Below are 24,020 nucleotides of genomic sequence, written 5' to 3' on the forward strand. Positions count from 1 at the left end.
TATCTAATCTTTACAAGGCGAATGTTTTGATGTCAAATCAATGGCGGAGCAAGCCATGAAAGTTGATGAACGTCAGACAGTCCCGGTGGGTTCCGGGCTGGGGGAAGCCGGATCGAGCGCCGGTGGTTCCATGCGCATCCTGCCGGCGCAGGACGACCTGCAGGCCCTGTTGAAGGCCATCCGCCGCATCGTGCATGTAATGGAGACGCGCTCGAAGGCGATCTCGCGCTCGGTGGGCCTCACCACGTCGCAGATCGTCATCCTGCAAGGTGTCGCCGACCTCGGCGAGGTGACGACGAACGCCCTCTCCCGCTATGCCGACCTGACGCCGGCAACCGTCGTCGTGACCCTGGAGAAGCTCGAGGGGCGCGGCCTCGTCGAGCGCTACCGCAACGTCGTCGACCGGCGCATCGTCCACACCCGGCTGACCCCGGCGGGGCGGGACGTGCTCGCGGCAGCCCCGTCCCTCCTGCCCGACGAGGCGGCGGCCATGCTCGCGGCCCTGCCCGCCGGTGAACGCGCCGGTCTCGTCAGCGCCGTGCGCAACCTCGCCGACATGATGGAGAAGACAGGGAGCGTGGTGCCCGCGCCCACCGGCTCATGAGCCCTTGGGCGCCCCCGGCGCGCTCACGCCCGGCGCCGGCGCAAGCGCCCTGAGCGCGTTCATGATGGCGGCGACGTCGATCACCTCCTGCAACAGCGCGCCCTGCACCGGCGCGAGGAAGCCGGCGGCGGCCGCGAGCATGCCGAGCCCTGACAGGCCGATGCCGACATAGACGCTCTGAAGCGCGATGCGCCGCGAGCGCCGGGCGATGACGAGCGCATCCGCCACCGGCGCAAGCCCTTTCACCAGCAGCACGACATTGGCCGCCTCCGCCGAGGCGCTCGCCCCGCGTGCGCCGACAGCGATGCCGACGTCCGCCTCCGCGAGCGCCGGCGCATCGTTGATGCCGTCTCCGATCATCATGACCGCGCCCATGGCCCGGCCGCGCTCCCGTCGCACGATGCCGAGCTTGTCCTGCGGGGACAGGTCGCCGCGGGCCTCCGCCAACGGCAGGCCGGCGGCGATCTCGGCGACGATGTCGCTGCGGTCGCCGGAGGCGAGGACGAGCCGGGAGACGCCCTCCTGCTCCAGGCGCGCGAGCAGGCCCGCCGCATCCGGCCGCAGGAGATCGGCGAGCAGCAGCACCGCCGCGAGGCGCCCGTCCACCGCGACCGCGACCGCCGCCGTGCTGCCGTCCATGCCCTCGATCGGCGGCACGGCCCCGTCGAGATATTCGCCGACATAGGACAGGCTGCCGACGGCGACCGGCCGCCCCTCCACCCGGCCAGCGAGCCCCCGCCCGGCCGTCTCGCTCACCTCATGCGGCGCCGACAAGGCGAGGCCGCGCTCTCCCGCCGCCTCGATCAGCGCCTCCGCGACGACATGCGCGGAGGCCTGGTCAAGCGAGGCGGCGAGCCGCAGTGCCTCGTCGGCATCGACGTCATCATCCCCGTTCGCCCCGGCGAAGACCCGCACATCGACGAGGCGGGCGCGACCGAAGGTCAGGGTCCCCGTCTTGTCGAGCACGGCGGTGCGCGCCTGCGACAGGGCTTCCAGCGCCCCGCCGCCCTTGATCAGCACGCCGTGCCGCGCCGCCTGCGACAGGCCGGCGACCAGCGAGACGGGCACGGCGAGGATGAGCGGGCACGGCGTCGCCACGACGAGCACGGCGAGCGCCCGCACCGGGTCGCCGCTGACGAGCCAGGCGGCGCCGGCGAGCAGCACGGTCACGGCGAGGAAGGCGATGGCATAGCGGTCGGCGAGGCGCGCCATCGGCGCCTTGGCCTTCTGCGCCTCCTCGACGAGGCGGACGATGCCGGCATAGGTGCTCTCGGCCGCCGGCCTCAGCACGAGGAGATCGAAGGCAGCGCCGATGTTCGTCGTGCCGCTCAGCGCCTCCCGCCCCGGCAACAGCCGCACCGGAACGGATTCCCCCGTGATGGCGGACTGGTCGACCATCGCCGGCTCGTCGACGACGCGCCCGTCCACCGGCAGCACGTCGCCCTGACGGATCAGGAGGCGCTCGCCGGGGTGGATGTCGGCGAGCGGCACCTCGGTGATGCGTCCCTCCCCGTCGTAGCGCAGGGCGCTGCGCGGCACGCGCGAGAGCAGCGCCCGCATCTCCCGCCGGGCCCGGCCTTCCGCGTAGAATTCGAGATACTGTCCGCCGGCATACATCAGCGCCACGACGGCGCCGGCGAGCGTCTCGCCGAGAACGAGCGCCCCCGACATGGACAAGGCGGCGACGATATCGAGCCCGACGTCGCCGCGGCGCAGGCTGGTGATGATCTCGACGACGAGCACCGCGAGCACCGGCGCCGTCGCCGCCGCCCAGACATAGGGCGCAGCCGCACCATGGCCGGCCATGCGCAGCGCGAACCCGCCGGCGAGCCCGAGCATGGCGAGGAGCACGAGGAACGGACGCAGTCTGGCAACGCTCTCGGACAAGGCGAAGGCCCGGCACCGCCGCACGGCGCGGCAGCACCACTATGCAGCGCGATGCATCAAGGACAAGCGCGGCAAACCGTCCGAACCGCAAGCTTTCTATCGGGAGACGAGCGGCGAAGAGCTGCCACGTATCACAGGCCTCCCTTCCGAACCCCTCTATCAACCGCTTGCTCACCTGGAAAGCAGATCGATGAGTTTACGGCCCAGATCACACCTTGTAGATTGCACATATGGCGCTCAAACGGATGGACAACGTAGGAATCGTCGTCGAAGACCTCGGCGGAGCGATCGATTTCTTTCGCGAGCTCGGTCTCGCGCTCGAAGGGCGGGCCACGATCGAAGGAGAATGGGCCGGACGTGTCACTGGGCTCGCCGGCCAGCGTGTCGAGATTGCCATGATGCGCACGCCGGACGGCCACAGCCGGCTCGAGCTATCCCGCTTCCTCTCGCCGCCTGTGGCCGCGGATCACCGGACCGCTCCGGTCAACGCTCTAGGCTATCTCCGCGTCATGTTCGCCGTGGACGATATCGACGAGACGCTTGAAAAGCTTCGCAACCGCGGCGCGCAGCTCGTCGGCGAAGTCGTCCAGTACAAGGACGCGTATCGGCTCTGCTACATCCGCGGGCCTGAAGGGCTTCTCATCGGACTCGCCCAGGAACTCAGTTGAGCGCGCCTGCAGTTCGCCGACCTGCGCTCCGTCTACCCCTCCAGCTCCTCGCGCAGCATCTCCAGCTCGAGCCAGCGCTCCTCCGCCGCCGACAGCTCGCCCTGCACCTCGGCGAGTTTCGCGCTCACCCGCGCGAAGCCGTCAGGATCGCGGGCATAGAGCGCCTCGTCGGAGAGCCTTGCGGCCAGTTCGGCGACCGTCTTTTCCAGTTCGGTGATGCGGGCGGGCAGCGTCTCGAGCGCGTGCTTGTCCTTGAAGCTCAGTTTTTTGCGGGGCGCCGGCCCGGCCGGCTTCTCGGCCGCCGGCTTCGGCGGCTTCTGGGCCTTCGCCTTCTCCACCGCGCGCGCGTCGACGCCGCTGCCGCGCTGGGCGACCATGTCGCTGTAGCCGCCGGCATATTCGACGAAGCGCCCCTGCCCCTCCGCCATCAGGACGGATGTCGCCGCCCGGTCGAGGAAATCGCGATCGTGGCTGACGAGGAGGACGGTGCCGGCATAGTCGGCCAGCATCTCCTGCAGCAGGTCGAGGGTTTCGAGGTCGAGGTCGTTGGTCGGCTCGTCGAGCACGAGGAGGTTCGAGGGGCTGGCAAGGGCCTTGGCAAGCAGCAGCCGCGCCCGCTCGCCGCCGGAGAGCACCTTGACCGGCGTGCGCGCCTGCTCCGGCGAGAAGAGGAAGTCCTTCATGTAGCTGACGACGTGCCGCGACTGCCCGTTGACGACGACGCTGTCGCCCGCTCCGTCGGTCAGCACCTCCGTCAGGCTCGCCTCCGGATCGAGGGCCGAGCGCGTCTGGTCGAGCCGCGCCATGGCGACGTTCGCCCCGAGCCGCACCGTGCCGGCATCGGGCGCGAGCCGGCCGGTCAGCATCTCGACGAGCGTCGTCTTGCCGGCGCCGTTCGCGCCGACGATGGCGACGCGCTCGCCGCGGAAGATGCGGATGGAAAAATCCTCCACGATGCGGCGCTCGCCATAGGCCTTGGCGATGTGCTTCGCCTCGATGACGAGGGTGCCCGACAGCTCCGCCTCGCTCACCGTCATGTCGACATTGCCGAGCACGCGGCGCTGCTCGCGCCGCTCCCTGCGCATCGCACCGAGTTCGCCGAGGCGCCGCTGGTTGCGCTTGCGCCGGGCGGTGACGCCGTAGCGCAGCCAGTCCAGCTCCATGGCGATCTTGCGGTCGAGCTTGTGGCGCTCGCGCTCCTCCTGCTCCAGCACCTCGTCACGCCAGGCTTCGAAGGCGGCGAAGCCCTTGCCGAGCCGACGGGTGATGCCGCGGTCGAGCCAGACGGTGGCGCGCGAGAGGCTTTCGAGGAAGCGCCGGTCGTGGCTGATGAGGACGAGCGCCGAGCGCATGTTCTTGAGCTCGCTCTCCAGCCATTCGATGGCCGGCAGGTCGAGGTGGTTGGTCGGCTCGTCGAGGAGGAGGATGTCCGGTTCCGGCGCGAGCACGCGCGCCAGCGCCGCCCGGCGCGCCTCCCCGCCCGAGAGGTTCGCGGGTGCCTCCTCACCGGTGAGGCCTAGCTGCTCGAGGAGATAGCGCGCGCGGTAGGGCTCGTCGCCCGGCGCGAGCCCCGCCTCCACATAGGCGAGCGTCGTCGCGAAGGCCGACAGGTCCGGCTCCTGCGGCAGGTAGCGGATCGTCGCCGTCGGCTGCGCGAAGCGCTCGCCCCGGTCCTCTTCGACCAGACCGGCGGCGATCTTGAGCAGGGTCGATTTGCCCGAGCCGTTGCGGCCGACGAGGCAGAGCCGCTCGCCCTCGCCGACGCTGAGCTCGGCGCCCGTCAGGAGCGGCGTGCCGCCGAAGGTCAGGTGGATGTCGGTCAGTTGCAGGAGCGGCGGGGCCATGGTGCTCAAATGCTTTCGGCGCGGGATGGTTCGGCCCGCCATCTAGCGCAGCCGGGCGCCGCTGCCAAATGCGGCCCTCAGCCGGCCCGCTCGCGGAAGAAGGCGTCGATCGTCACCGCCGCCGTGTCGAGATGGCCGAGGAGGACGGCCACGGCCCGCTCGGCATCGCGCTCGCGCGCCGCCGCCAGCATCGCCAGATGGTCCTCCTGGGCCGAGCTGCTGCCCGGTGAGCGCGAGCAGCCGCGTCCGCTGACCGTGCGGGTCGGCTCCGGCGAAGAATCGGTTAGACTCCGCCGAAGAGGCAGGACACGCACAGGAGGAAGACGCATGCGATCGACGCTGCTCGGGGCCGCACTCGCCGTGACGCTGGCCAGCCCCGCGGCCGCCTCGTTCCAGTCCTGCGTCGCCGGCCTCAAACAGGAGGCGGCACAGCAGGGCGTCAGCCGCGCCATCCTCGACCGCGCGCTCGACATCTCCGCCCCGGACGAGAAGGTGCTGCGCCTGTCAACCGTCCAGCCCGAGTTCAAGACGCCGATCTGGGACTATCTCGCCTTTCTCGTCGACGAGGAGCGTGTGACCCAGGGGCGCGCCATGATGCGCCGCTACGATAGCATCCTGCGCGCCGCCGAGCGCCAGTTCGGCGTTGACCGCTTCGTCATCGCGGCCGTCTGGGGGGTCGAGACAGACTTCGGCCAGGAAGCGGGCAGCTCTTTCCTGCCGCATGCGCTCGCGACGCTGACCTGTGCCAGCAACCGGCGCACGAGCTTCTGGAAGGGCGAGCTGATGGCGGCGCTCAAGCTCGTCCAGCGCGGCGACCTCTCGCTCGACAAGCTCTACGGATCGTGGGCCGGCGCCTTTGGCCAGACGCAGTTCATCCCCTCCACCTACCAGCGCCTCGCGGTCGATTTCGACGGCGACGGCCGCCGCGATCTCGTCAGCTCGGTCGCGGACGCGCTCGGCTCCACGGCCAACTATCTCAAGCGGGCGGGTTGGCGCCAGGGCGAGTCGTGGATGTTCGAGGTACGCGTGCCGGCCGGCTACAACGGTTCCACGGGCCGGCGCAACAAGGCGCCGCTGTCCACCTGGGCGCAGCGTGGCATCACCCGCGCCGACGGCTCGCCGCTCTCCGGCGGGGCGCAGGCCGGCCTGCTGCTGCCGGCGGGGCCGAACGGTCCCGGCTTCCTCGTCTTCCGCAACTTCGACGCCATCTATTCCTACAATCAGGCGGAATCCTACGCCCTCGCCATCTCCCACCTCGCCGATCGCATGGCCGGCTACCCGCCGCTGCGCACGCCCTGGCCGACGGACGATCCGGGCCTGTCACGGGCCCAGCGCCTGCAGCTGCAGAAGCTTCTCATCGCGCAAGGCTACGATATCGGCGAGGCGGACGGGAAGATCGGCCCGGCGACGCGCGAGGCGATCGCCGCCGCCGAACAGCGCCTCGGCATGCCGCCGACGGGCCGCGCCGGAAATAGGATCTACCGGGCTCTCGGCGGGCGCTAGAGACCGCCGTCCGCGCCGGCCTCTGGCGAGCGGCCGCATCGATGCCCACATCGGGAGAATGGAGAGCCTCGCCCCTTCGGACGATCGCGAGCCCCGCTTCCATGCCCCGCCCGTTCCGCTGACGGCCGATGGCCGCCCGCGCAGGGTCGGGGTGGAAGTGGAATTCATCGGGCTGCCGGTCCGCGCCGCCGTCGATGCGCTCGCCGCCGCATTCGGCGGCTTGGTGCGGGAGGAGGATGCCCACGCCTGGCATCTCGAGGCGAGCGCCATCGGCGACCTCACGGTCGAGCTCGATGTCCAGCATGTCCATCCGCATCGCGCGCAGCAGCACTCGCTGCCACGCCTTTCGCCGCCCGTTTCGGCGCGGCTCGGCGCAGCCCTCTCGCCCTTCGTGCCGCGCGAGCTCATCACCGCTCCCCTGCGACTCGACGCGCTGCACCTTGCCGATCGTGCCGTCGACGTCCTGCGGCGAGCCGGCGCTCGCGGACGCGGCATCACGCCCTTCGGCGCGCTCGGCCTGCACTTCAATATCGCCCTGCCGGCGCTTGGCCCGCACAGCCTGGTGCGGCTCCTCAAGGCCTTCCTCGTTCTCGAGCCGCAGCTGCGCGAAGAGATCTATTCCGACGTCGTCGCCCGCCTCTTCGCGCCGCCAGCCTATCCGCCGGCCTATGTGGAGAAGGTACTGGCGCCGGACTACTGGCCGGACGCGGAAACGCTGGCCGAGGACTACCTCGCCGACAATCCCACGCGCCGGCGCTCGCTTGACCTCCTGCCCCTCCTCCTGCACCGCGATCCGGAGGGCATCGCCCCTCGCCTGACGGACAAGGTGAGCAAGCGCGAGGTGCTGCACTACCGCCTGCCGCTCGCGTGGGTCGGCGAGCCAGGCTGGAGCATCGCAGCGGATTGGAAGCGCTGGGTCGGCGTGGAGAGGCTGGCCGCCGACCTCGCAAAGCTCGATGCCGCGTGCCGCAGAGCGCTGGCCGGCAGCCCCCTCCTTGCGACAGGCCCGTGAGCCTTAGGGCAGGTCGCCGCCGTCGATACCGATGACATGGCCGCTCACATAGGAGCTCTCATCGCTCGCCAGGAACAGCACCAGGGCGGCCACCTCCTCCGCCGTGCCGACGCGCCGCATGGGGTAGGGAGCGACCAGTTGCTCGGTCGTTACCTTCCAGTCGCGCCGCACCCGCTCCAGCATCGGGCTCTCGATCGGTCCCGGCGCTATGGCGTTGATGCGCATGTCGCGTCCATATTCCTGGGCAGCGGCGCGCGTCATGTGGATGACGGCGGCCTTGGATGCGCCGTAGGCAAGGATGTTGGGAAAGGCATGCCGCCCGCCGATGGAGGCCATGTTGATCATGGCCCCTTTCGCGCGCACGAGATGAGGGAGTTCGTATTTCATCGACAGGAAGACGCCGCGCAGGTTGGTGGCGATCTGGTCGTCGAAGCCGGCGATGTCGGTGTCGGCGATCGGGGCGGGCGGCAGGTCGATGCCCGCGTTATTGAAGGCAATGTCTAGACCACCGAAGCGCGCCACCGTGTCGGCGACGAACCGCTCCATCTGGCCGGCGTCGCGCACATCCGACCTCAGATAGACGACATCGCCGCCACTCGCGCGCACGCGCTGCTCGACCGCGCGGCCGAGGTCCTCCCGCCGGCCGTTGAAGGCGACCCTGGCGCCGGCTGCTGCCAGAGCACCCACGGTCACCGCCCCGATGCCGGAGGTGCCGCCGGTGACGATCGCCACCTTGCCCGCGAGCCGCCCGGCCACCTGCGCCGCCGCCGGTCCCGCGACAAATCCGCTGCCGCCGACGGCTCCGGCCGCCAGCATGCCGCCGAGCAGGCTCCGCCGTGGCAGCCCGCCTTCCTGTGATTGAATGTCCATGGGATGTTCCTCGCTTGAACACGGAGGAATCTACCGATGCGGATTAGGGCGAAAAATCCGGTTCAACTTTGTGAACCGTTAAGCAACGCTTTATAATTGGTCATGACCTCGTCGGATCCCTTCTCGGGCCTTGCCGCTTTCCTCGCCGTCGCCGAGGCTGGCGGCTTCACGGCTGCCGCCGCGAAGCTCGGCGTGTCGCCCGCAGCCGTGAGCCAGGCGGTGAAGGCCTTCGAGGCGCGGCTCGGCACACCACTCTTCCTGCGGACCACCCGGCGGGTGGGCCTGACCGAGACGGGCGCCGCCCTACTTGCCCGCGCCGGGCCGGCGGCGGCCGAGATCGCCCGGGCGATCGAGGCTGTTGGGGAGATGGGCGAGGAGCCGGCCGGCCTGCTGCGTCTCACCGTCCCCCGCATGGCCGTGCCGCTCGTCGTCGAGCCCGTCATCCCGGCCTTGCGGCGGGTCCATCCCAAGGTGTCCGTCGAGATCTCCGTCGAGGACGCGACGGTCGACCTGCCGGCCCACGGCTATGACGCCGGCATCCGCATCGGCGAATTCGTGGAACGCGACATGGTGGCGGTGCGCCTCACGCGCGACATCGCCTGGTCGGTGGTCGCAAGCCCGACCTATATCGCCGCCCGCGGCACACCAGAGTTGCCCGACGACCTGGCCGGGCACGAGGCCATCCGCTACCGGTTTCCGACATCGGGCGCCGTCTACCGCTGGGAATTCGAGCGCGAGGGCCGCTCAGTGACGATCGACCCGCCGGGCGGCCTCCTCGTCAACGATGGTGCCCTGCTCGTCGCCTTCGCCGCGGCCGGCCTCGGCCTCGCCTATGTCGCCGATATCGCCGCCGAGGCGGAGATCCGGACCGGCCGGCTGGTACCGGTGCTGCAGCCGTTCCTGCCCCGCAGCCCGGGCCTCTTCCTCTATTTCCCGCGCCGGGCCGGGACGCAACCGAAGCTGCGCGCCTTCATCGACGTCGCCCGCCGTGTGCTGCGGCCGGCCCGGCGGGCGGAAGGCGCGGCTGCGGCCCAACCTTGGTGTTGTCCCTCATCGCCGGCCTGCTATCGGTGACGGCCGCGGCGACGATCCTGATGTCGCTCACCATGGTGCCCGGGCTATCCCAGTGCTGGGCATCCTTCCGGCGCAACCATCCGGACGCGCGAACGGAAGGATCATCCGGGCTGTCCAGCTTGCCACGCCGGAGAGAAAAGGAATCACCTGTCGGTCCCGGTTCGGGACAGCCGCCACGGGGCGCGAGCGAATATCCTCGCCACCGTGCGTGGTGAAAGGGCCGAAGCCGGTCTTGTCCACCAAGTCCCATAGGCGCGCAACGTCGTCATCGGCCATCGTTCAACGCCTTCGTTCGATGACCGCCGGACGAAGACGGCAGGCGCGAGTTCCCTCCGGCCAGATCAGGATCGTCGCGGAATCTCGAGGCCCCTTTGCACGGCCGGACGCGCCAGACCCCGCTCGAGCCAGGCCGGCACATGTTTCAGCCCGTCGAAGCCGACGAGGTCCCCCGCACCATAGAAGCCGATGAGGTTGCGCACCCAGCCGAGCATCGAGATATCGGCGATGGTGTAGTCCTCGCCCATGATCCAGGCGCGGCCCTCCAGCCTCGTCTCGAGCACGCCGAGCAGGCGCCGCGATTCATGGACATAGCGCTCCAGCGGCCGCTTGTCGGCGATCTCGCGGCCGGCGAACTTGTGGAAATAGCCGACCTGACCGAACATCGGCCCGATGGCGGCCATCTGGAAGAAGACCCACTGGATTGTTTCCCAGCGCCGTGCGGGGTGCTGCGGCAGGTGCCGCCCGGTCTTCTCGGCGAGGTAGAGCAGGATGGCGCCGGATTCGAACAGGCCGAGCGGGGCGCCTCCGGGGCCGTCGGGATCGATGATCGCCGGGATCTTGCCGTTGGGATTGAGTGACAGGAATTCCGGCGTCCACGTCTCGTTGGCGCCGAGATCGATGGCGTGCGCCTCGTAGGGCAACCCGGTCTCCTCCAGCATGATCGATACCTTCACCCCGTTCGGCGTCGGCGCCGAATAGAGCTGCAGGCGCTCGGGATGGGCGGCGGGCCAGCGCTTCGTAATCGGGAAGGCGCGCAGATCCGGCATCGTGGGCTCCCTCAGGAACGGACATCACCCCACAACCGTAGCCGATGGATGAAGGCGCTCAAGCCCGGCTGCAGCCATGAGCCGATGGCCTCCGCCGCATGCGTGCCGAGGAATTGCCGGCCGACACCGCAGGCGCTATCCGCAGATTCAGGACCCGCCACTGCATGAGCTGAGGACGAATCACGATGCCGCCGACGGCCTTTCCGCTGAGGCAGCCGCGCCCGTCGAACGGTGAAGAACGACCCGGGGGGCAGCGCGCGTGACCGGCCCAGTCGCACTCGCCCTCGTGCCCGTCGCCCTCATGATCGCGCTCGGCTACGGGCTGCGCCGTTCCGGCTTCATCGCCGAGGCGTTCTGGCCACAGGCCGAGCGGCTGTGTTATTTCGTGCTGCTGCCGGCCCTGTTCCTCAACAGCCTCGCGACGGCGGACATTGACGCCCTGCCCGTGCAGGAGTTGGCGCTCGTGCTCGTCGGTGCCACCGTCACGGTGGCCCTCATCGTCGTCCTCGCCCGCCCGCTGTTCCGCACCGACGGCGCCGCCTTCACCTCGATCTTCCAAGGCAGCATCCGCTTCAACAACTACATCGGGGTGAGCCTCGCCGCCGGGGTCTTCGGTGCGCCGGGCATCGCACTGGCCGCCGTGTGCAACGCGGCCATCGTGCCCACGGTCAATCTGCTGTGCATCCTCGTCTTCGCGCGCTTCGGCACGGCGCGGGTCGCAGCCCTCGGTGTCCTGCGGCTGATTGTCACGAACCCGCTGGTCGTCGCCTGCCTCGGCGGCATTCTGCTGCAATGGCTCGGCATGCGTCCGCCGGCCGGGATCGAGCCTGCGCTGCGAGCCCTCGGCGCCGCCTCCATGCCGCTCGGCCTGCTGTGCGTCGGCGCGGCACTCGACTTCGGCGCCGCCCGCTCTTGGATCGGCCCGGTCATCGCCTCTTCCGTGGCGAAATTCCTTGTCATGCCAATGGTGACACTGCTGGCCGTGCGACTCACCGGCCTCGGCGCACCGGCTGCGACCATCGCGCTGATGTTCCAGGCGCTGCCGACCGCCTCCTCCTCCTACATCCTCGCCCGGCAGCTCGGCGGCGACGCGCCGCTGATGGCGGGGATCACGGCCACGCAGACCGTGCTCGCGGCCTGCACCATCCCCGCTGTACTCGCCCTGTCCGCACTTGTTCCCTGACCGGCGACAGCGCTTCCGATCACATTATGGAAGAGAACAATTTCAGAAGGGCGGCGGAGCCCTATATTATTCTCGGGTGAGTCGGCAATCGATCGCTCCGGAGGTGTGATGTGACAGCCCGAAGGTGACTGCTGGGGCGCCTGCCGGTGCCCATTCCCGAAGAGGGAACAGTGGGTGTGCAAAATCGTTCACCCCGGGAGCAGGAGCCGATGGCCATCCCGTCGCAACAGACCGGGCCTGCCGCGGGAGAGCACGATGCAAAGGAGAGAATCCGACGTCTTCGATCTCTTTTCGGAGATTTATAGAAGTACGGCGCAGGAGGAGATGAGTCTGCAGGACTATCTTCTTGCATGCCGCGACGACAAGAGCATGTATGCCACCGCTCAGGAGCGGATGGTCGATGCAATCGGAGAACCGACGCTCGTCGATACGAGTGCAGACGAACGCCTCGGTCGCATATTCTCCAACAGAACGATCAAGATTTATCCGACCTTCGCCGACTTCTACGGCATGGAAGACACGATCGAGCGGATCGTGGGCTACTTTCGCTATGCGGCCCAGGGTCTCGAGGAGCGCAAGCAGATCCTCTACCTGCTCGGCCCCGTCGGCGGCGGCAAGTCGTCGCTCGCCGAGCAGCTCAAGAAGCTGATGGAGCTGCGCCCCATCTACACCCTCGCTATCAACGGTACCGTGAGCCCGATCTTCGAGTCGCCGCTCGGCCTGTTTCACCCCGAGCGCATGGCCGACCTCCTCGAGGACAAGTATGGCATCGCCCGACGGCGCCTGACCGGCCTCATCTCGCCCTGGGCGGCGAAGCGCCTCGATGAGGTCGGGGGCGACATCTCCAAGTTCAGCGTCGTCAGGCTGATGCCCTCGCGCCTGCGACAGATCGCCATCGCCAAGACCGAGCCGGGGGACGAGAACAACCAGGACGTATCCTCGCTCGTCGGCAAGGTCGATATCCGCCAGCTCGAGAACTACAGCCAGTCGGATCCTGACGCCTATTCGTACAGCGGCGGCCTCAACCGCACGACGCAGGGGCTGCTCGAGTTCGTCGAGATGTTCAAGGCCCCCATCAAGGTGCTGCATCCGCTGCTGACGGCGACCCAGGAGGGCAACTACAACGGCACCGAGAACTTCGGCGCCTTCCCCTATCAGGGCATCGTGCTCGCCCATTCCAACGAATCCGAATGGCTGCAGTTCAAGAACAACAAGAACAACGAGGCCTTCCTCGACCGCATCCTCGTGGTCAAGGTGCCCTATTGCCTGCGCGTGACCGAGGAACGGCAGATCTATGAGAAGCTGCTGCGCGAAAGCGCTCTCGCCAAGGCTCCGTGCGCGCCGGAGGTGCTGGAGATCCTGAGCCGCTTCACCGTCTCGACCCGGCTCGCCGAGCACGAGAACTCGCCGCTCTATACCAAGATGCGGGTCTATGACGGCGAGAACCTGAAGGATATCGACCCCAAGGCGAAGCCCGTGCAGGAATACCGCGATGCGGCCGGCGTCGACGAGGGCATGACCGGGGTGAGCACGCGCTTCGCCTTCAAGGTCCTGTCGGAGACATTCAACTACGACACCAAGGAGGTCGCGGCCGACCCCGTCCATCTCATGTACATCCTGGAGCAGGCCATCAGGCGCGAGCAGTTCCCGAAGGAGACGGAGACCGCCTATCTCGACTTCATCAAGTCCGAGCTCGCCACGCGCTATGCCGAGTTCATCGGCCACGAGATCCAGAAGGCCTATCTCGAATCCTACAGCGAATATGGCCAGAACCTGTTCGACCGCTATATCGCCTATGCCGATGCCTGGCTGGAGAACCAGGACTTCAAGGATCCCGACACGGGCCAGATTCTCAACCGCGAGATCCTCGACAGCGAACTGTCGCAGATCGAGAAACCGGCGGGCATCGCCAATCCGAAGGACTTCCGCAACGAAGTGGTCAAGTTCACGCTGCGCGCCCGGGCGAGGAACCACGGCCGCAACCCCGCCTGGACCAGCTACGAGAAGCTGCGCGAGGTCATCGAAAAGCGCATGTTCGCCCAGGTTGAGGACCTGCTGCCTGTGATCAGCTTCGGCTCCAAGAAGGACAGCGCCACCGAGAAGCAGCACGACGAGTTCGTGCACCGCATGGTCGAGCGTGGCTATACCAGGCGGCAGGTCCGGCGCCTCGTCGACTGGTACATGCGTGTCAACAAGGCAGGGTGAGGCGCCAATGGGCGAGGTCAGCGGATGCCGAATTTCATCGATCGCCGCCTCAACCCGAAGGACAAGAGCCTCGGGAACCGGCGGCGCTTCCTGCGGCGTGCCCACGAAGAGCTGAAGCGGGTCGTCAAGGAACGGATCAGGGCGGGCAAGATCGCCGATGTCGATGCCGAGCAGGGCGTGCCGATGCCCGCGCGCGGCACGGATGAACCGACCTTCCAGCCCGCTCGTACCAGCGGGCAGCGACAATATATCCTGCCGGGAAACAAGGAGTTCACGCCAGGCGACCGGATTCCGAAGCCCGGCGGAGGGACAGGCGGTGCCGGCTCCCGGGCCGGCCGCGGCCAGGCGGAAGACGACTTCCAGTTCGTGCTCTCGCGCGAGGAGGTGCTCGACCTGTTCTTCGAGGACCTCGAGCTACCCGACATGATCAAGCTCTCCCTCAAGGAGACCGTGTCGTACAAGCCGCGCCGGGCGGGCTTCGCGACGAGCGGTGCGCCGACGAACATCAACGTCGGCCGCACCATGCGCAACAGCTACGGACGGCGCATTGCCCTGCACCGGCCGCGGCGCGCGGATGTCGAGGCACTTGCCAGGGAGATCGCGATGCTCGAGACCGCCGCTCCCGCCGCCGGCCGCGGCCAGCGGCTCGAGGAACTGCGCGCAGAGCTGGAGCGGCTGGAGCGTCGGCGCCGGCGCATTCCTTATGTCGATCCCGTCGACATTCGCTACAACCGCTTCGAGCCGCAGCCGCTGCCCAACGCCAATGCGGTGATGTTCTGTCTCATGGACGTGTCGAGTTCCATGGGCGAGCGGGAGAAGGACCTCGCCAAGCGCTTCTTCGTGCTCTTGCACCTCTTTCTCAAGCGCCGCTATGACCGCATCGACATCGTCTTCATCCGCCACACCGACGAGGCGCGGGAGGTGGACGAGGACACCTTCTTCTATTCCACCCAGAGCGGCGGCACGGTGGTCTCCACCGCCCTCGAGGAGATGCTACGCATCATCGAGGAGCGCTATCCGGCACGGGACTGGAACATCTATGCCGCGCAGGCATCGGATGGGGACAATATCGCCGGCGATTCCGAGCGCTGCGCGTCCCTGCTCAACGGGCCATTGATGCGCCTTTGCCAGTATTACGCCTATGTGGAGATCATCGACGAACGCGAGACCGAGATCTTTGGCGCGACCGACAACGGCACTTCGCTCTGGCGGGCCTACCGCACTGTGAACGAGGCATGGCCCAACTTCCAGATGACGCGGATCGCGCGGCCGGCCGACATCTACCCGGTCTTCCGCAAGCTCTTTGCCCGCCAGCCCACGACGCCGCAGCGCAAGTGAACGGGGATCGGGATGACGAAACGGCCAACCTCACCGCTCCTCTTTTCCGGCTCCGACTGGAACTTCGCCACCCTCTCGCGCACCTATGACGCCATCGAGGCGATCGCGCTCGAGGAACTCGGGCTCGACGTCTATCCCAATCAGATCGAGATCATCTCATCCGAGCAGATGCTCGACGCCTATTCCTCGGTCGGCATGCCGCTGATGTACCAGCACTGGTCCTTCGGCAAGCGCTTCGTCTTCGAGGACCATCTCTACCGCAAGGGCCTGCGCGGCCTCGCCTATGAACTCGTCATCAACTCCAATCCCTGCATCAGCTATCTGATGGAGGAGAACACCATGGCCATCCAGGCCCTGGTCACTGCACACGCTGCCTTCGGGCACAACCACTTCTTCAAGAACAATTATCTTTTCCGACAGTGGACCGACGCCAACGCCATTCTCGGCTACATGGAATTCGCCAAGAAATATGTGACGAAATGCGAGGAGCGCTACGGTACCGCCGCCGTCGAGGAGATCCTCGATTCCGCCCACGCCATCATGGACCAGGGCGTGTTCCGCTATCGCCGCCCGCCGCGTCTTTCCTCGGAGAAGGAGCGCGAGCGCGCCCGCGAGCGGCTGGAATACGAGGAACAGACCTACAACGACCTGTGGCGGACATTGCCGTCGTCTGCCGACAGCATCGACGGAGAGAACCTCTCCAAGGCCGAGCGGGAGGCAGCCGAGCGCAAGAAAGCCCTCAATCTGCCGGAAGAGAACCTTCTCTATTTTCTCGAGAAGAACAGCCTCATACTGGAACCGTGGCAGCGGGAAATCCTCCGCATCGTGCGCGTCATTGCCCAGTATTTCTACCCCCAACGCCAGACCAAGGTGATGAATGAAGGCTGCGCCACCTTCGTTCATTACTTCATCATGAATCGCCTTTACGATCAGGGAAAGATCAACGAAGGCACCATGCTGGAGATACTGCAGAGCCATTCGAATGTCGTCTTCCAGCCTGACTTCGACGATCCGCGTTTTTCCGGCATCAATCCCTATGCCTTGGGCTTTGCCCTGATGCAGGACATCGAGCGCATCGCGACGGAGCCGACGGCGGAGGACCGCGACTGGTTTCCCGACCTTGCCGGCAGCGGCGACTGGCGCGCCACGCTGATCGACGCCTGGGCCAACCACCGCGATGAGTCCTTTGTCCTGCAATATCTGAGCCCGGCGCTGATCCGGAAGTTCCGGCTCTTCCTCCTGTCCGACAGGGCGGGCGACAATTTCTGCGAGGTGGCTTCCATCCACAACGAGCGCGGCTACGAAGCGATTCGCGCCGCACTTGCCCGCAACTACGAGACCGGTGCCAACCTGCCCGACATCCAGGTGGTCGACGTCGACCTGCTCGGCAACCGGCACCTGCGACTCGCCCATTACATCAAGAACGGCATCCTCCTGGAGGAGGAGAATCGCGACGCCACGCTACGCCATGTGCGCCGCCTCTGGGGCTACGACGTCAGCCTTTGCGGCATCGATGCGTCGACCGGCGAGACCCGCTACGAGCGTTCGACGGCGCAATTGTCCCAGTAGGCAACCTCATTGTGCGAAGAGGTGTCGCGCCATGAAGTCGACGAAGACGCGCAATTTGGGCGACATGTAACGGCTTGACGGCCACAGCAGCCGGAAGGTTCCTTCATGTTCCGTGTGCTCCGCGAGCACCGCGCAGAGTCGCCCATCGGCGAGTTGTCGGCGAATGGCGAAATCCGGCAGGCAGGCAATGCCAAGCCCCGCCTCTGCCATTGCGATCAGCGGCTCGATGGTGTTGGCGACGGCCGCCACCGGGATATCCGGCTCGCCCGGTCCACGCCGGAGCGGCCAGGGTTCGAGCTTGCCGCTCGTCGCATAGCGATGGTGCAGACAGGCATGGCCGGCGAGATCCGCGGGCGTGCGCGGCGTGCCCCTTTGCGCCAGATAGCGGGGCGAGGCAACGAGCCCGAGCCGGAAGCTGCCCAGGACGCGCATCATCAGGCGGGAATCGCTCACCGCACCGGCCCGCACCACCACGTCGAAGCCCTCCTCCACCACATCGACCAGCCGGTCGGTGAAGTCGAGGTCGAGCGCGATGGCCGGATGGGCCTGCATGAAGGCCGTGAGCGTCGGCATCATTAGCATGCCGGCGAGGGGCAGGCTCACGCGCAGCTTCCCGCGCGGCGTGCCCTGCGTCTGCGCCAGCTCCAGCTCCGCCGCCTCGATCTCGCTGAAGATGCGGCGGCAGCGCTCGAGAAAGCGCGCCCCTTCCGCCGTCAGCGTGATCGCGCGCGTCGAGCGATGCATCAGACGCACGCCAACCCTCTCCTCAAGCCGCGCGATCGCCTTGCCGATGGCGGACGAAGACACGCCGAGTTGCCGGCCGGCGACCGTGAAGCTGCGCGCCTCGGCGGCACGCATGAAGGCGTTGAAGGCGTGCAGGCTGTCCACGGGCGATTCCCCTATTTCGGACATTTTAGTCCGAAATCTTCGTCACTGAAGCCTGATTATTCTATCCTGCGAGCGGCTCTATAGCGCTTGCGACCGGCCGAGTGCGACCTCGGTCGAGGCGAGCAAGGAGTCCATTCATGTCACAGACTGCAGCAGTACCGCAGGAACACGGCCGCTTCCCCTATTCGGCCATCGTCGACCGCCCGCCCCTGCGCTGGCCGCACGGCGCGCGGGTCGCTGTCTGGGTCATCCCGAACATCGAGCACTTCCTGTTTGATCGGCCGGGCGCGGCGATCCACGACCGCCTTCGTGCCGGGCGTGCTCAACTATTCCTGGCGCGACTATGGCGTGCGCGTCGGCATCTGGCGACTGATGGAGGTCATGGAGCGGCACGGCATTCGCGGCACGGCCGCCCTCAACGCCGACGTCGTTCGGCACTACCCGCGCATACTGGAAGCCGGCAAGGCGCTCGGCTGGGAGTGGATGGGGCACGGCACCAACAACTCCACCATGATCAACGCCCAGTCCGAGGAGGAGGAGCGGCACCTCGTCACGACGGTGCTCGACACCATCACCGAGGCCACGGGCACGCGGCCACGCGGCTGGCTGAGCCCGGGCCTGAGCGAAACCCACCGCACGCTCGACCTCCTCGCCGAGGCGGGGGTCGGCTACGTCGCCAATTGGGTCAATGACGAGCAGCCCTATCCCATGCATGTCAGGAACGGCAGCATGCTGTCGCTTCCTTATTCCGCCGAGATCAATGACTACGCAGCCTTCATCGAGCGCGGTCAGACGGGCGAGGATTTCGCGCGGACCATTCGCGACCAGTTCGACGGGCTCTATGAGGATGGCGCGGTGACCGGGCGGGTGATGGCCATCGCGCTGCACCCGTTCCTGATCGGCCATCCGCACCGCATGCGGGCCTTCGACAGCGCCCTCGCCCACATCACCGCGCGACAGGAGGTGTGGCTCGCCACCGGCAGCGAGATCGCCGACTGGTACGTGCAGCACCGTCAGGCGCGTTAAGTCCCGCTGCCCCGCACGCGCCACAACGTGAGCGAAGACGCCGCCCGCAGCCGATACACGCAACAGTGGAAATTGCGCCCGATCCGGCCGATGATCGGGGGGCGGCGCCTGTGCAGTTGCGTCGTCCCGATAGGCGGTGTCGCGATCGGACCGGGCCGGCGGCCATGGGCCCCGCGCCCGCGACGGTCGTGTTCTGGTAGTCCCGGCGAGCACATAGGCTTTCATGATGGACGACTTTCCCCCTCTCAGCCTGCACGTCCCCGAACCGGCAGTGCGGCCGGGCGGCACGCCAGATTTTTCCAACGTGCCGATCCCCAAGGCCGGCTCGGTGCCGCGGCCGCCGGTGGACGTCGATCCGCGCGACATTCGCGATCTTGCCTTCTCGATCATCCGCGTCCTGAACCGGGAGGGCGAGGCGGTCGGCCCGTGGAGCGGCCTGCTCTCCGACGAGGCCCTGCTCGAAGGCCTGCGCCACATGATGACGCTGCGTGCCTTCGACGCCCGGATGCTGATGGCGCAGCGCCAGGGCAAGACCTCCTTCTACATGCAGCACATGGGCGAGGAGGCCGTGAGCTGCGCCTTTCGCAAGGCGCTCGAGCCCGGCGACATGAATTTCCCCACCTATCGGCAGGCCGGCCTCCTGATTGCGGGCGGCTATCCGATGGTCGACATGATGAACCAGATCTTTTCCAACGAGGCCGATCCGCTGAAGGGGCGGCAGCTTCCCATCATGTACTCATCGAAGGAGCACGGCTTCTTCTCGATTTCCGGCAATCTGGGGACGCAGTTCGTGCAGGCCGTCGGCTGGGCAATGGCGTCTGCGATCAGCAACGACACCCGGATCGCGGCGGGCTGGATCGGCGACGGGTCGACGGCCGAGAGCGATTTCCACGCCGCCCTCGTCTTCGCCTCGACCTACCGGGCGCCGGTCGTGCTCAACATCGTCAACAACCAGTGGGCGATCTCGACCTTCCAGGGCATCGCGCGCGGCGGGGCCGGCACATTCGCCGCTCGCGGACTCGGCTTCGGCATCCCGGCGCTGCGGGTCGACGGCAACGACTATCTCGCCGTCTACGCCGTCGCCCGATGGGCGGCCGAACGGGCCCGGCGCAATCTCGGTCCTACGCTCGTCGAATACGTCACCTACCGCGTCGGCGCGCACTCGACTTCGGACGATCCTTCGGCCTACCGGCCCAAGGACGAATCGGAGGCATGGCCGCTCGGCGATCCCGTCATCCGGCTCAAGAACCATCTCGTCCGGCGCGGCGTCTGGAGCGAGGAGCGGCACAGGCAGGCGGAGGCCGAGGTCATGGACAGTGTCATCATGGCGCAGAAGGAGGCCGAGAAGCACGGCACGCTGCATTCGGGCGGCAAGCCGTCCGTACGCGACATGTTCGAGGGCGTCTATGCCGAGATGCCGCCCCATCTCAGGCGCCAGCGCCATCAGGCCGGAGTCTGAGCCATGCCGCGCATGACCATGATCGAGGCCATCCGCTCGGCCATCGACATATCCATGGAGCGGGACGGCAAGGTCGTCGTCTTCGGCGAGGATGTCGGCTATTTCGGCGGCGTCTTCCGCTGCACGGCCGGACTTCAGCAGAAATATGGCAAGACGCGCTGCTTCGATACACCGATCAGCGAGCTCGGTATCGTCGGCACCGCCATCGGCATGGCGGCCTACGGCCTCAGGCCCTGCGTGGAGGTGCAGTTTGCAGACTATGTCTATCCGGCCTACGACCAGATCGTCTCGGAAGCGGCCCGTATCCGCTACCGCTCGAACGGCCAGTTCACCTGTCCCATCGTCGTGCGCATGCCGTCGGGCGGCGGCATCTTCGGCGGCCAGACCCACAGCCAGAGCCCTGAAGCGCTCTTCACGCACGTCTGCGGCCTGAAGGTGGTGGTGCCCTCGAACCCGCGCGACGCCAAGGGGCTACTGATCTCCGCGATCGAGGACCCCGACCCGGTCATCTTCCTGGAGCCGAAGCGGCTCTACAATGGACCGTTCGACGGCCATCACGAACGGCCGGTGACGCCGTGGTCCGGGCATCCGCTCGGCGAAGTGGATGCTGGCCATTTCACCGTCCCGCTCGGCAAGGCCGAGGTGCGCCGGCAGGGCAGCAGCGTCACGGTCCTCGCCTATGGCACGATGGTCTATGTGGCGGAGGCCGCCGCGCAGGAGACCGGCATCGATGCCGAGATCATCGACTTGCGGACGCTGCTGCCGCTCGATCTCGACGCAATCATCGAGTCTGTCCGCAAGACCGGGCGTTGCGTGATCGTGCATGAGGCAACGCTGACCTCCGGCTTCGGTGCGGAGCTCGCTGCCCTCGTCCAGGAGCATTGCTTCTACCAACTCGAAGCGCCCGTCGGTCGGGTCACCGGCTGGGACACGCCCTACCCCCACGCCCAGGAATGGGACTATTTCCCCGGCCCGGCCCGCGTTGGCGAGGCACTGGTGCGAGCGATGGAGGCCTGAATGGGCGAGCGCATCGTCAAGCTGCCCGACGTCGGCGAGGGGATCGCTGAGGCGGAACTCGTCGAATGGCATGTGAAGGTCGGCGACCTGGTGCGCGAGGACGCCGTTCTCGCCGCTGTGATGACCGACAAGGCGACGGTCGAGATTCCCTCCCCCGTCGAGGGTGAAGTCGCCTGGATCGGCGCGGAGATCGGCGAGAAGGTGGCCGTAGGCGCACCGCTCGTGCGGCTCCGGACCCCGGGTGAGGACGACACCGACGCACCGGCGACGGCGGCAACCGGCCAGGGTGCGCAACCGGCTGAGGCGGAACCGTCCCGGTCGCCCGTGCCCGGGACGGTGGCGGAAGAGGCGGAGCCGAAGCCTGCCCGGGCCCCCGCAGCGCGCGCCACGCCCGCGTTAGGAGTGGCCCCGAGGCCATCGGGCGCGAAGCCGATCGCCTCGCCTGCCGTCCGCGGCCGTGCGCGGGAGGCGGGTATCGACCTGCGCCAGGTGCCGGGAACGGGCCCCGCCGGCCGCATCACGCACGAGGACCTCGACGCCTTCCTGAGGGAGGGGCCTGTCGGAACCCCGCGTTCAAGGCTCGCGCCGGACAATTCGGTCGAGGAGATCAAGGTCATCGGCCTGCGCCGGCGCATCGCGGAGCGGATGGAGCTCGCGCATGCCCGCATCGTGCCGATCACCTATGTGGAAGAGGTAGACGTCACCGCGCTCGAGGAGTTGCGGACCAAGCTCAACGCCGAGAAACGCGGCGACCGCCCGCGTCTGACGCTACTGCCCTTCCTCATGCGCGCCATGGTCACGGCCATCCGCGAGCAGCCGATGATCAACGCTCACTACGAGGACGAGGCCGGGCTTCTCCGCCGCTTCGGCGGAATCCATATCGGCATCGCGACGCAGACCGATGCCGGCCTCCTCGTCCCCGTCGTCAGGCACGTGGAAGCCCGCGACATCTGGGACTGCGCAGCCGCGCTGAACCGCCTCGCGGAGGCCGCGCGCACGGGCACGGCGACGCGTGAGGAGCTCACCGGCTCGACGATCACCATTACCTCCCTCGGCGCCCTCGGCGGCATCGCCACGACGCCGGTGATCAACCGGCCGGAAGTCGCCATCGTCGGGGTCAACAGGATGGCGGTCCGGCCGCTCTGGGACGGCAAGGAATTTGTTCCGCGCAAGGTCATGAACCTGTCGTCATCGTTCGACCATCGCATCATCGACGGCTGGAATGCCGCCGTCTTCGTGCAGCGCATCAAGGCGCTCCTTGAGACCCCTGCCCTGATCTTCGTGGAAGGCTGAGGAAGACGATGAATGAGATCGTTTGCTCGCTGCTCGTGATCGGCGCCGGCCCCGGCGGCTATGTCTGTGCGATCCGTGCCGGCCAGCTCGGCATCGATACGGTGATCGTCGAGAGCGGCAAGCTCGGCGGCACCTGCCTCAATGTCGGCTGCATTCCCTCCAAGGCGCTGATCCACGCGGCGGAAGAATTCGAGAAAGCCGTCCATTGGTCGGGCGCCTCGGCCCCGCTCGGCATATCCGTCTCTGCGCCAACCCTCGACCTGAAGAAGACGATCGCCTGGAAGGACCACGTCGTCGGCCGCCTCAACAACGGTGTCGCGAATCTCCTCAAGAAGGCTGGCGTGAAGTCCGTCCACGGCCGGGCCTGCTTCCGCGACGGCAAGACGGTCGCCGTTGAGACCGAGACGGGGGTGCAGGTCATCCGCGCGCAGGCGATCGTCATCGCCACGGGCTCCGAACCGGTTGCGCTGCCGAACCTGCCCTTCGGCGGAACGGTGGTCTCGTCCACCGAAGCGCTGGCCCTGACGAAGCTGCCAGAGACACTCGTCGTTGTCGGCGGCGGCTATATCGGCCTCGAACTGGGCATGGCCTTCGCCAAGCTCGGCACCGCCGTCACCGTGGTGGAAGCCGAATCCCGGATCCTGCCGCTTTATGACGCGGAGCTGACGCGGCCGGTCGTCAAGCGGCTGAAGGAGATCGGCGTCTCGGTGCTGACCGGCACCAAAGCGCGCGGCCTGTCGGGCAAGGGCGATGCGCTCATCGTCGAGACCGCAAGCGGCGAGAAGCGCGTCCCGGCCGAAAAGGTGCTGGTAGCGGTCGGCCGCCGCCCGGTCACCGACGGCTGGGGCCTCGAGGAGATCGATCTCGACATGGCCGGCCGCTTCCTGCGCATCGACGATCAATGCCGCACCTCGATGCGCGGCATCTATGCGATCGGCGACGTGACCGGCGAGCCCTTGCTCGCGCATCGCGCCATGGCGCAGGGCGAGATGGTCGCCGAGATCGTCGCCGGCAGGCGCCGCAGCTGGGATGTCCGCGCCATCCCCGCCATCTGCTTCACCGATCCCGAGATCGTCGCGGTCGGGCTGTCACCGGAAGAGGCGCGCGCCGGAGGCCGCGAGATCAAGATCGGCCAGTTTCCCTTCAGCGCCAACGGGCGCGCCATGACGCGCCTCACCGAGGACGGCTTCGTGCGCATCGTCGCGCGCGCCGACAACCACCTGGTGCTCGGCATCCAGGCGGTCGGCCAAGGGGTATCCGAACTCTCGACGGCCTTCGGCCTCGCCATCGAGATGGGCGCGCGGCTCGAGGACGTGGCCGCCACGATCCACGCCCACCCGACGCAGGGCGAGGCCTTCCAGGAAGCGGCCCTCAAGGCGCTCGGCCATGCGTTGCACATCTAGCCGGCCACCTTGCCGCCGCTGGCGTCTCAATGAGCAGGATCAGCCAGTATCTTGGGCACTCGAACACAACCGTCACTGAGCGCGTCTACACGAGGTTTGCCCCGGATCACTTGCGCGAGGAAGCCGGCATC

At 67.6% G+C, this 24,020-nt stretch carries 19 protein-coding genes; 14 read left to right on the forward strand and 5 right to left on the reverse strand.

What is annotated here, in order from left to right; genetic code table 11:
• Positions 1–55: 55 nt before the first annotated feature.
• On the forward strand, positions 56–604 hold the full coding sequence (locus BOQ54_RS12930; protein ID WP_245316208.1) for a MarR family winged helix-turn-helix transcriptional regulator: 549 nt from the start codon (positions 56–58) through the stop codon (positions 602–604).
• Here the strand turns inward: BOQ54_RS12930 and BOQ54_RS12935 are convergent.
• Complete coding sequence (locus tag BOQ54_RS12935; protein ID WP_348626511.1) at positions 599–2,491, reverse strand: heavy metal translocating P-type ATPase; 1,893 nt, start codon at positions 2,489–2,491, stop codon at positions 599–601. The genes BOQ54_RS12930 and BOQ54_RS12935 overlap by 6 nt on opposite strands.
• A 230-nt stretch (positions 2,492–2,721) precedes the next feature.
• Here BOQ54_RS12935 and BOQ54_RS12940 point away from each other — a divergent pair, with 230 nt between their 5' ends.
• Positions 2,722–3,159: a VOC family protein gene (locus BOQ54_RS12940; protein WP_071924038.1), complete on the forward strand. Its 438-nt coding sequence runs from the start codon at positions 2,722–2,724 to the stop codon at positions 3,157–3,159.
• Between the two features lie 32 nt (positions 3,160–3,191).
• On the opposite strand, the gene BOQ54_RS12945 is transcribed toward BOQ54_RS12940, so the two are convergent.
• Positions 3,192–5,003 carry an ABC-F family ATP-binding cassette domain-containing protein gene (locus BOQ54_RS12945; protein ID WP_071924039.1) on the reverse strand — a complete coding sequence of 604 codons (1,812 nt, stop codon included), beginning with the start codon at positions 5,001–5,003 and terminating at the stop codon, positions 3,192–3,194.
• Between the two features lie 327 nt (positions 5,004–5,330).
• Here BOQ54_RS12945 and BOQ54_RS12955 point away from each other — a divergent pair, with 327 nt between their 5' ends.
• Both BOQ54_RS12955 and BOQ54_RS12960 read left to right on the forward strand, forming a co-directional pair.
• Positions 5,331–6,506 (forward strand): lytic murein transglycosylase, encoded by a 1,176-nt coding sequence (locus BOQ54_RS12955; RefSeq protein ID WP_071924040.1) that lies wholly within the window; start codon positions 5,331–5,333, stop codon positions 6,504–6,506.
• A gap of 58 nt (positions 6,507–6,564) precedes the next feature.
• A complete protein-coding gene (locus BOQ54_RS12960; RefSeq protein ID WP_071924041.1) occupies positions 6,565–7,518 on the forward strand; it encodes an amidoligase family protein in 954 nt (317 codons plus the stop codon).
• A gap of 3 nt (positions 7,519–7,521) precedes the next feature.
• Here BOQ54_RS12960 and BOQ54_RS12965 read toward each other — a convergent pair whose 3' ends face one another.
• Positions 7,522–8,388, reverse strand: a complete 867-nt coding sequence (locus BOQ54_RS12965) for an SDR family NAD(P)-dependent oxidoreductase (protein ID WP_055457497.1) — start codon at positions 8,386–8,388, stop codon at positions 7,522–7,524.
• A 102-nt stretch (positions 8,389–8,490) separates the two neighbouring features.
• On the opposite strand from BOQ54_RS12965, the gene BOQ54_RS12970 reads away from it, so the two are divergent.
• Positions 8,491–9,462 carry a LysR family transcriptional regulator gene (locus BOQ54_RS12970; RefSeq protein WP_071924042.1) on the forward strand — a complete coding sequence of 324 codons (972 nt, stop codon included), beginning with the start codon at positions 8,491–8,493 and terminating at the stop codon, positions 9,460–9,462.
• Between the two features lie 341 nt (positions 9,463–9,803).
• Here BOQ54_RS12970 and BOQ54_RS12975 read toward each other — a convergent pair whose 3' ends face one another.
• Positions 9,804–10,508 carry a glutathione S-transferase N-terminal domain-containing protein gene (locus BOQ54_RS12975; protein ID WP_071924043.1) on the reverse strand — a complete coding sequence of 235 codons (705 nt, stop codon included), beginning with the start codon at positions 10,506–10,508 and terminating at the stop codon, positions 9,804–9,806.
• Between the two features lie 259 nt (positions 10,509–10,767).
• Here BOQ54_RS12975 and BOQ54_RS12980 point away from each other — a divergent pair, with 259 nt between their 5' ends.
• The 4 genes from BOQ54_RS12980 to BOQ54_RS12995 all read left to right on the forward strand — a co-directional run bounded on the left by BOQ54_RS12980 (position 10,768) and on the right by BOQ54_RS12995 (position 16,803).
• The gene (locus BOQ54_RS12980; protein ID WP_055457500.1) at positions 10,768–11,691 is read left to right on the forward strand and encodes an AEC family transporter; all 924 of its coding nucleotides are present in this window, start codon (positions 10,768–10,770) and stop codon (positions 11,689–11,691) included.
• Between the two features lie 255 nt (positions 11,692–11,946).
• The gene (locus BOQ54_RS12985; RefSeq protein WP_055457501.1) at positions 11,947–13,896 is read left to right on the forward strand and encodes a PrkA family serine protein kinase; all 1,950 of its coding nucleotides are present in this window, start codon (positions 11,947–11,949) and stop codon (positions 13,894–13,896) included.
• A gap of 24 nt (positions 13,897–13,920) precedes the next feature.
• Positions 13,921–15,234, forward strand: coding sequence for a YeaH/YhbH family protein (locus tag BOQ54_RS12990; protein WP_055457502.1), 1,314 nt, complete (start codon positions 13,921–13,923; stop codon positions 15,232–15,234).
• Between the two features lie 12 nt (positions 15,235–15,246).
• On the forward strand, positions 15,247–16,803 hold the full coding sequence (locus BOQ54_RS12995; RefSeq protein ID WP_055457503.1) for a SpoVR family protein: 1,557 nt from the start codon (positions 15,247–15,249) through the stop codon (positions 16,801–16,803).
• Positions 16,804–16,809: 6 nt separating this feature from the next.
• On the opposite strand, the gene BOQ54_RS13000 is transcribed toward BOQ54_RS12995, so the two are convergent.
• On the reverse strand, positions 16,810–17,691 hold the full coding sequence (locus BOQ54_RS13000) for a LysR family transcriptional regulator (protein WP_055457892.1): 882 nt from the start codon (positions 17,689–17,691) through the stop codon (positions 16,810–16,812).
• A 309-nt stretch (positions 17,692–18,000) separates the two neighbouring features.
• Here BOQ54_RS13000 and BOQ54_RS13005 point away from each other — a divergent pair, with 309 nt between their 5' ends.
• The 5 genes from BOQ54_RS13005 (at position 18,001) to lpdA (ending at position 23,889) form a co-directional block, all read left to right on the forward strand.
• Complete coding sequence (locus BOQ54_RS13005; protein ID WP_210187183.1) at positions 18,001–18,717, forward strand: polysaccharide deacetylase family protein; 717 nt, start codon at positions 18,001–18,003, stop codon at positions 18,715–18,717.
• A 226-nt stretch (positions 18,718–18,943) separates the two neighbouring features.
• Positions 18,944–20,176, forward strand: coding sequence for a 3-methyl-2-oxobutanoate dehydrogenase (2-methylpropanoyl-transferring) subunit alpha (locus tag BOQ54_RS13010; protein ID WP_055457893.1), 1,233 nt, complete (start codon positions 18,944–18,946; stop codon positions 20,174–20,176).
• A gap of 3 nt (positions 20,177–20,179) precedes the next feature.
• Complete coding sequence (locus BOQ54_RS13015; protein WP_055457505.1) at positions 20,180–21,193, forward strand: alpha-ketoacid dehydrogenase subunit beta; 1,014 nt, start codon at positions 20,180–20,182, stop codon at positions 21,191–21,193.
• Complete coding sequence (locus BOQ54_RS13020; protein ID WP_055457506.1) at positions 21,194–22,486, forward strand: dihydrolipoamide acetyltransferase family protein; 1,293 nt, start codon at positions 21,194–21,196, stop codon at positions 22,484–22,486. It begins immediately after the preceding gene.
• An 8-nt stretch (positions 22,487–22,494) separates the two neighbouring features.
• Positions 22,495–23,889 carry a dihydrolipoyl dehydrogenase gene (lpdA, locus tag BOQ54_RS13025; protein WP_071924044.1) on the forward strand — a complete coding sequence of 465 codons (1,395 nt, stop codon included), beginning with the start codon at positions 22,495–22,497 and terminating at the stop codon, positions 23,887–23,889.
• The last annotated feature ends 131 nt before the right edge of the window (positions 23,890–24,020 follow it).

The sequence above is a fragment of the Chelatococcus daeguensis genome (genome assembly GCF_001887265.1).
GTDB lineage: Bacteria > Pseudomonadota > Alphaproteobacteria > Rhizobiales > Beijerinckiaceae > Chelatococcus_A > Chelatococcus_A sambhunathii.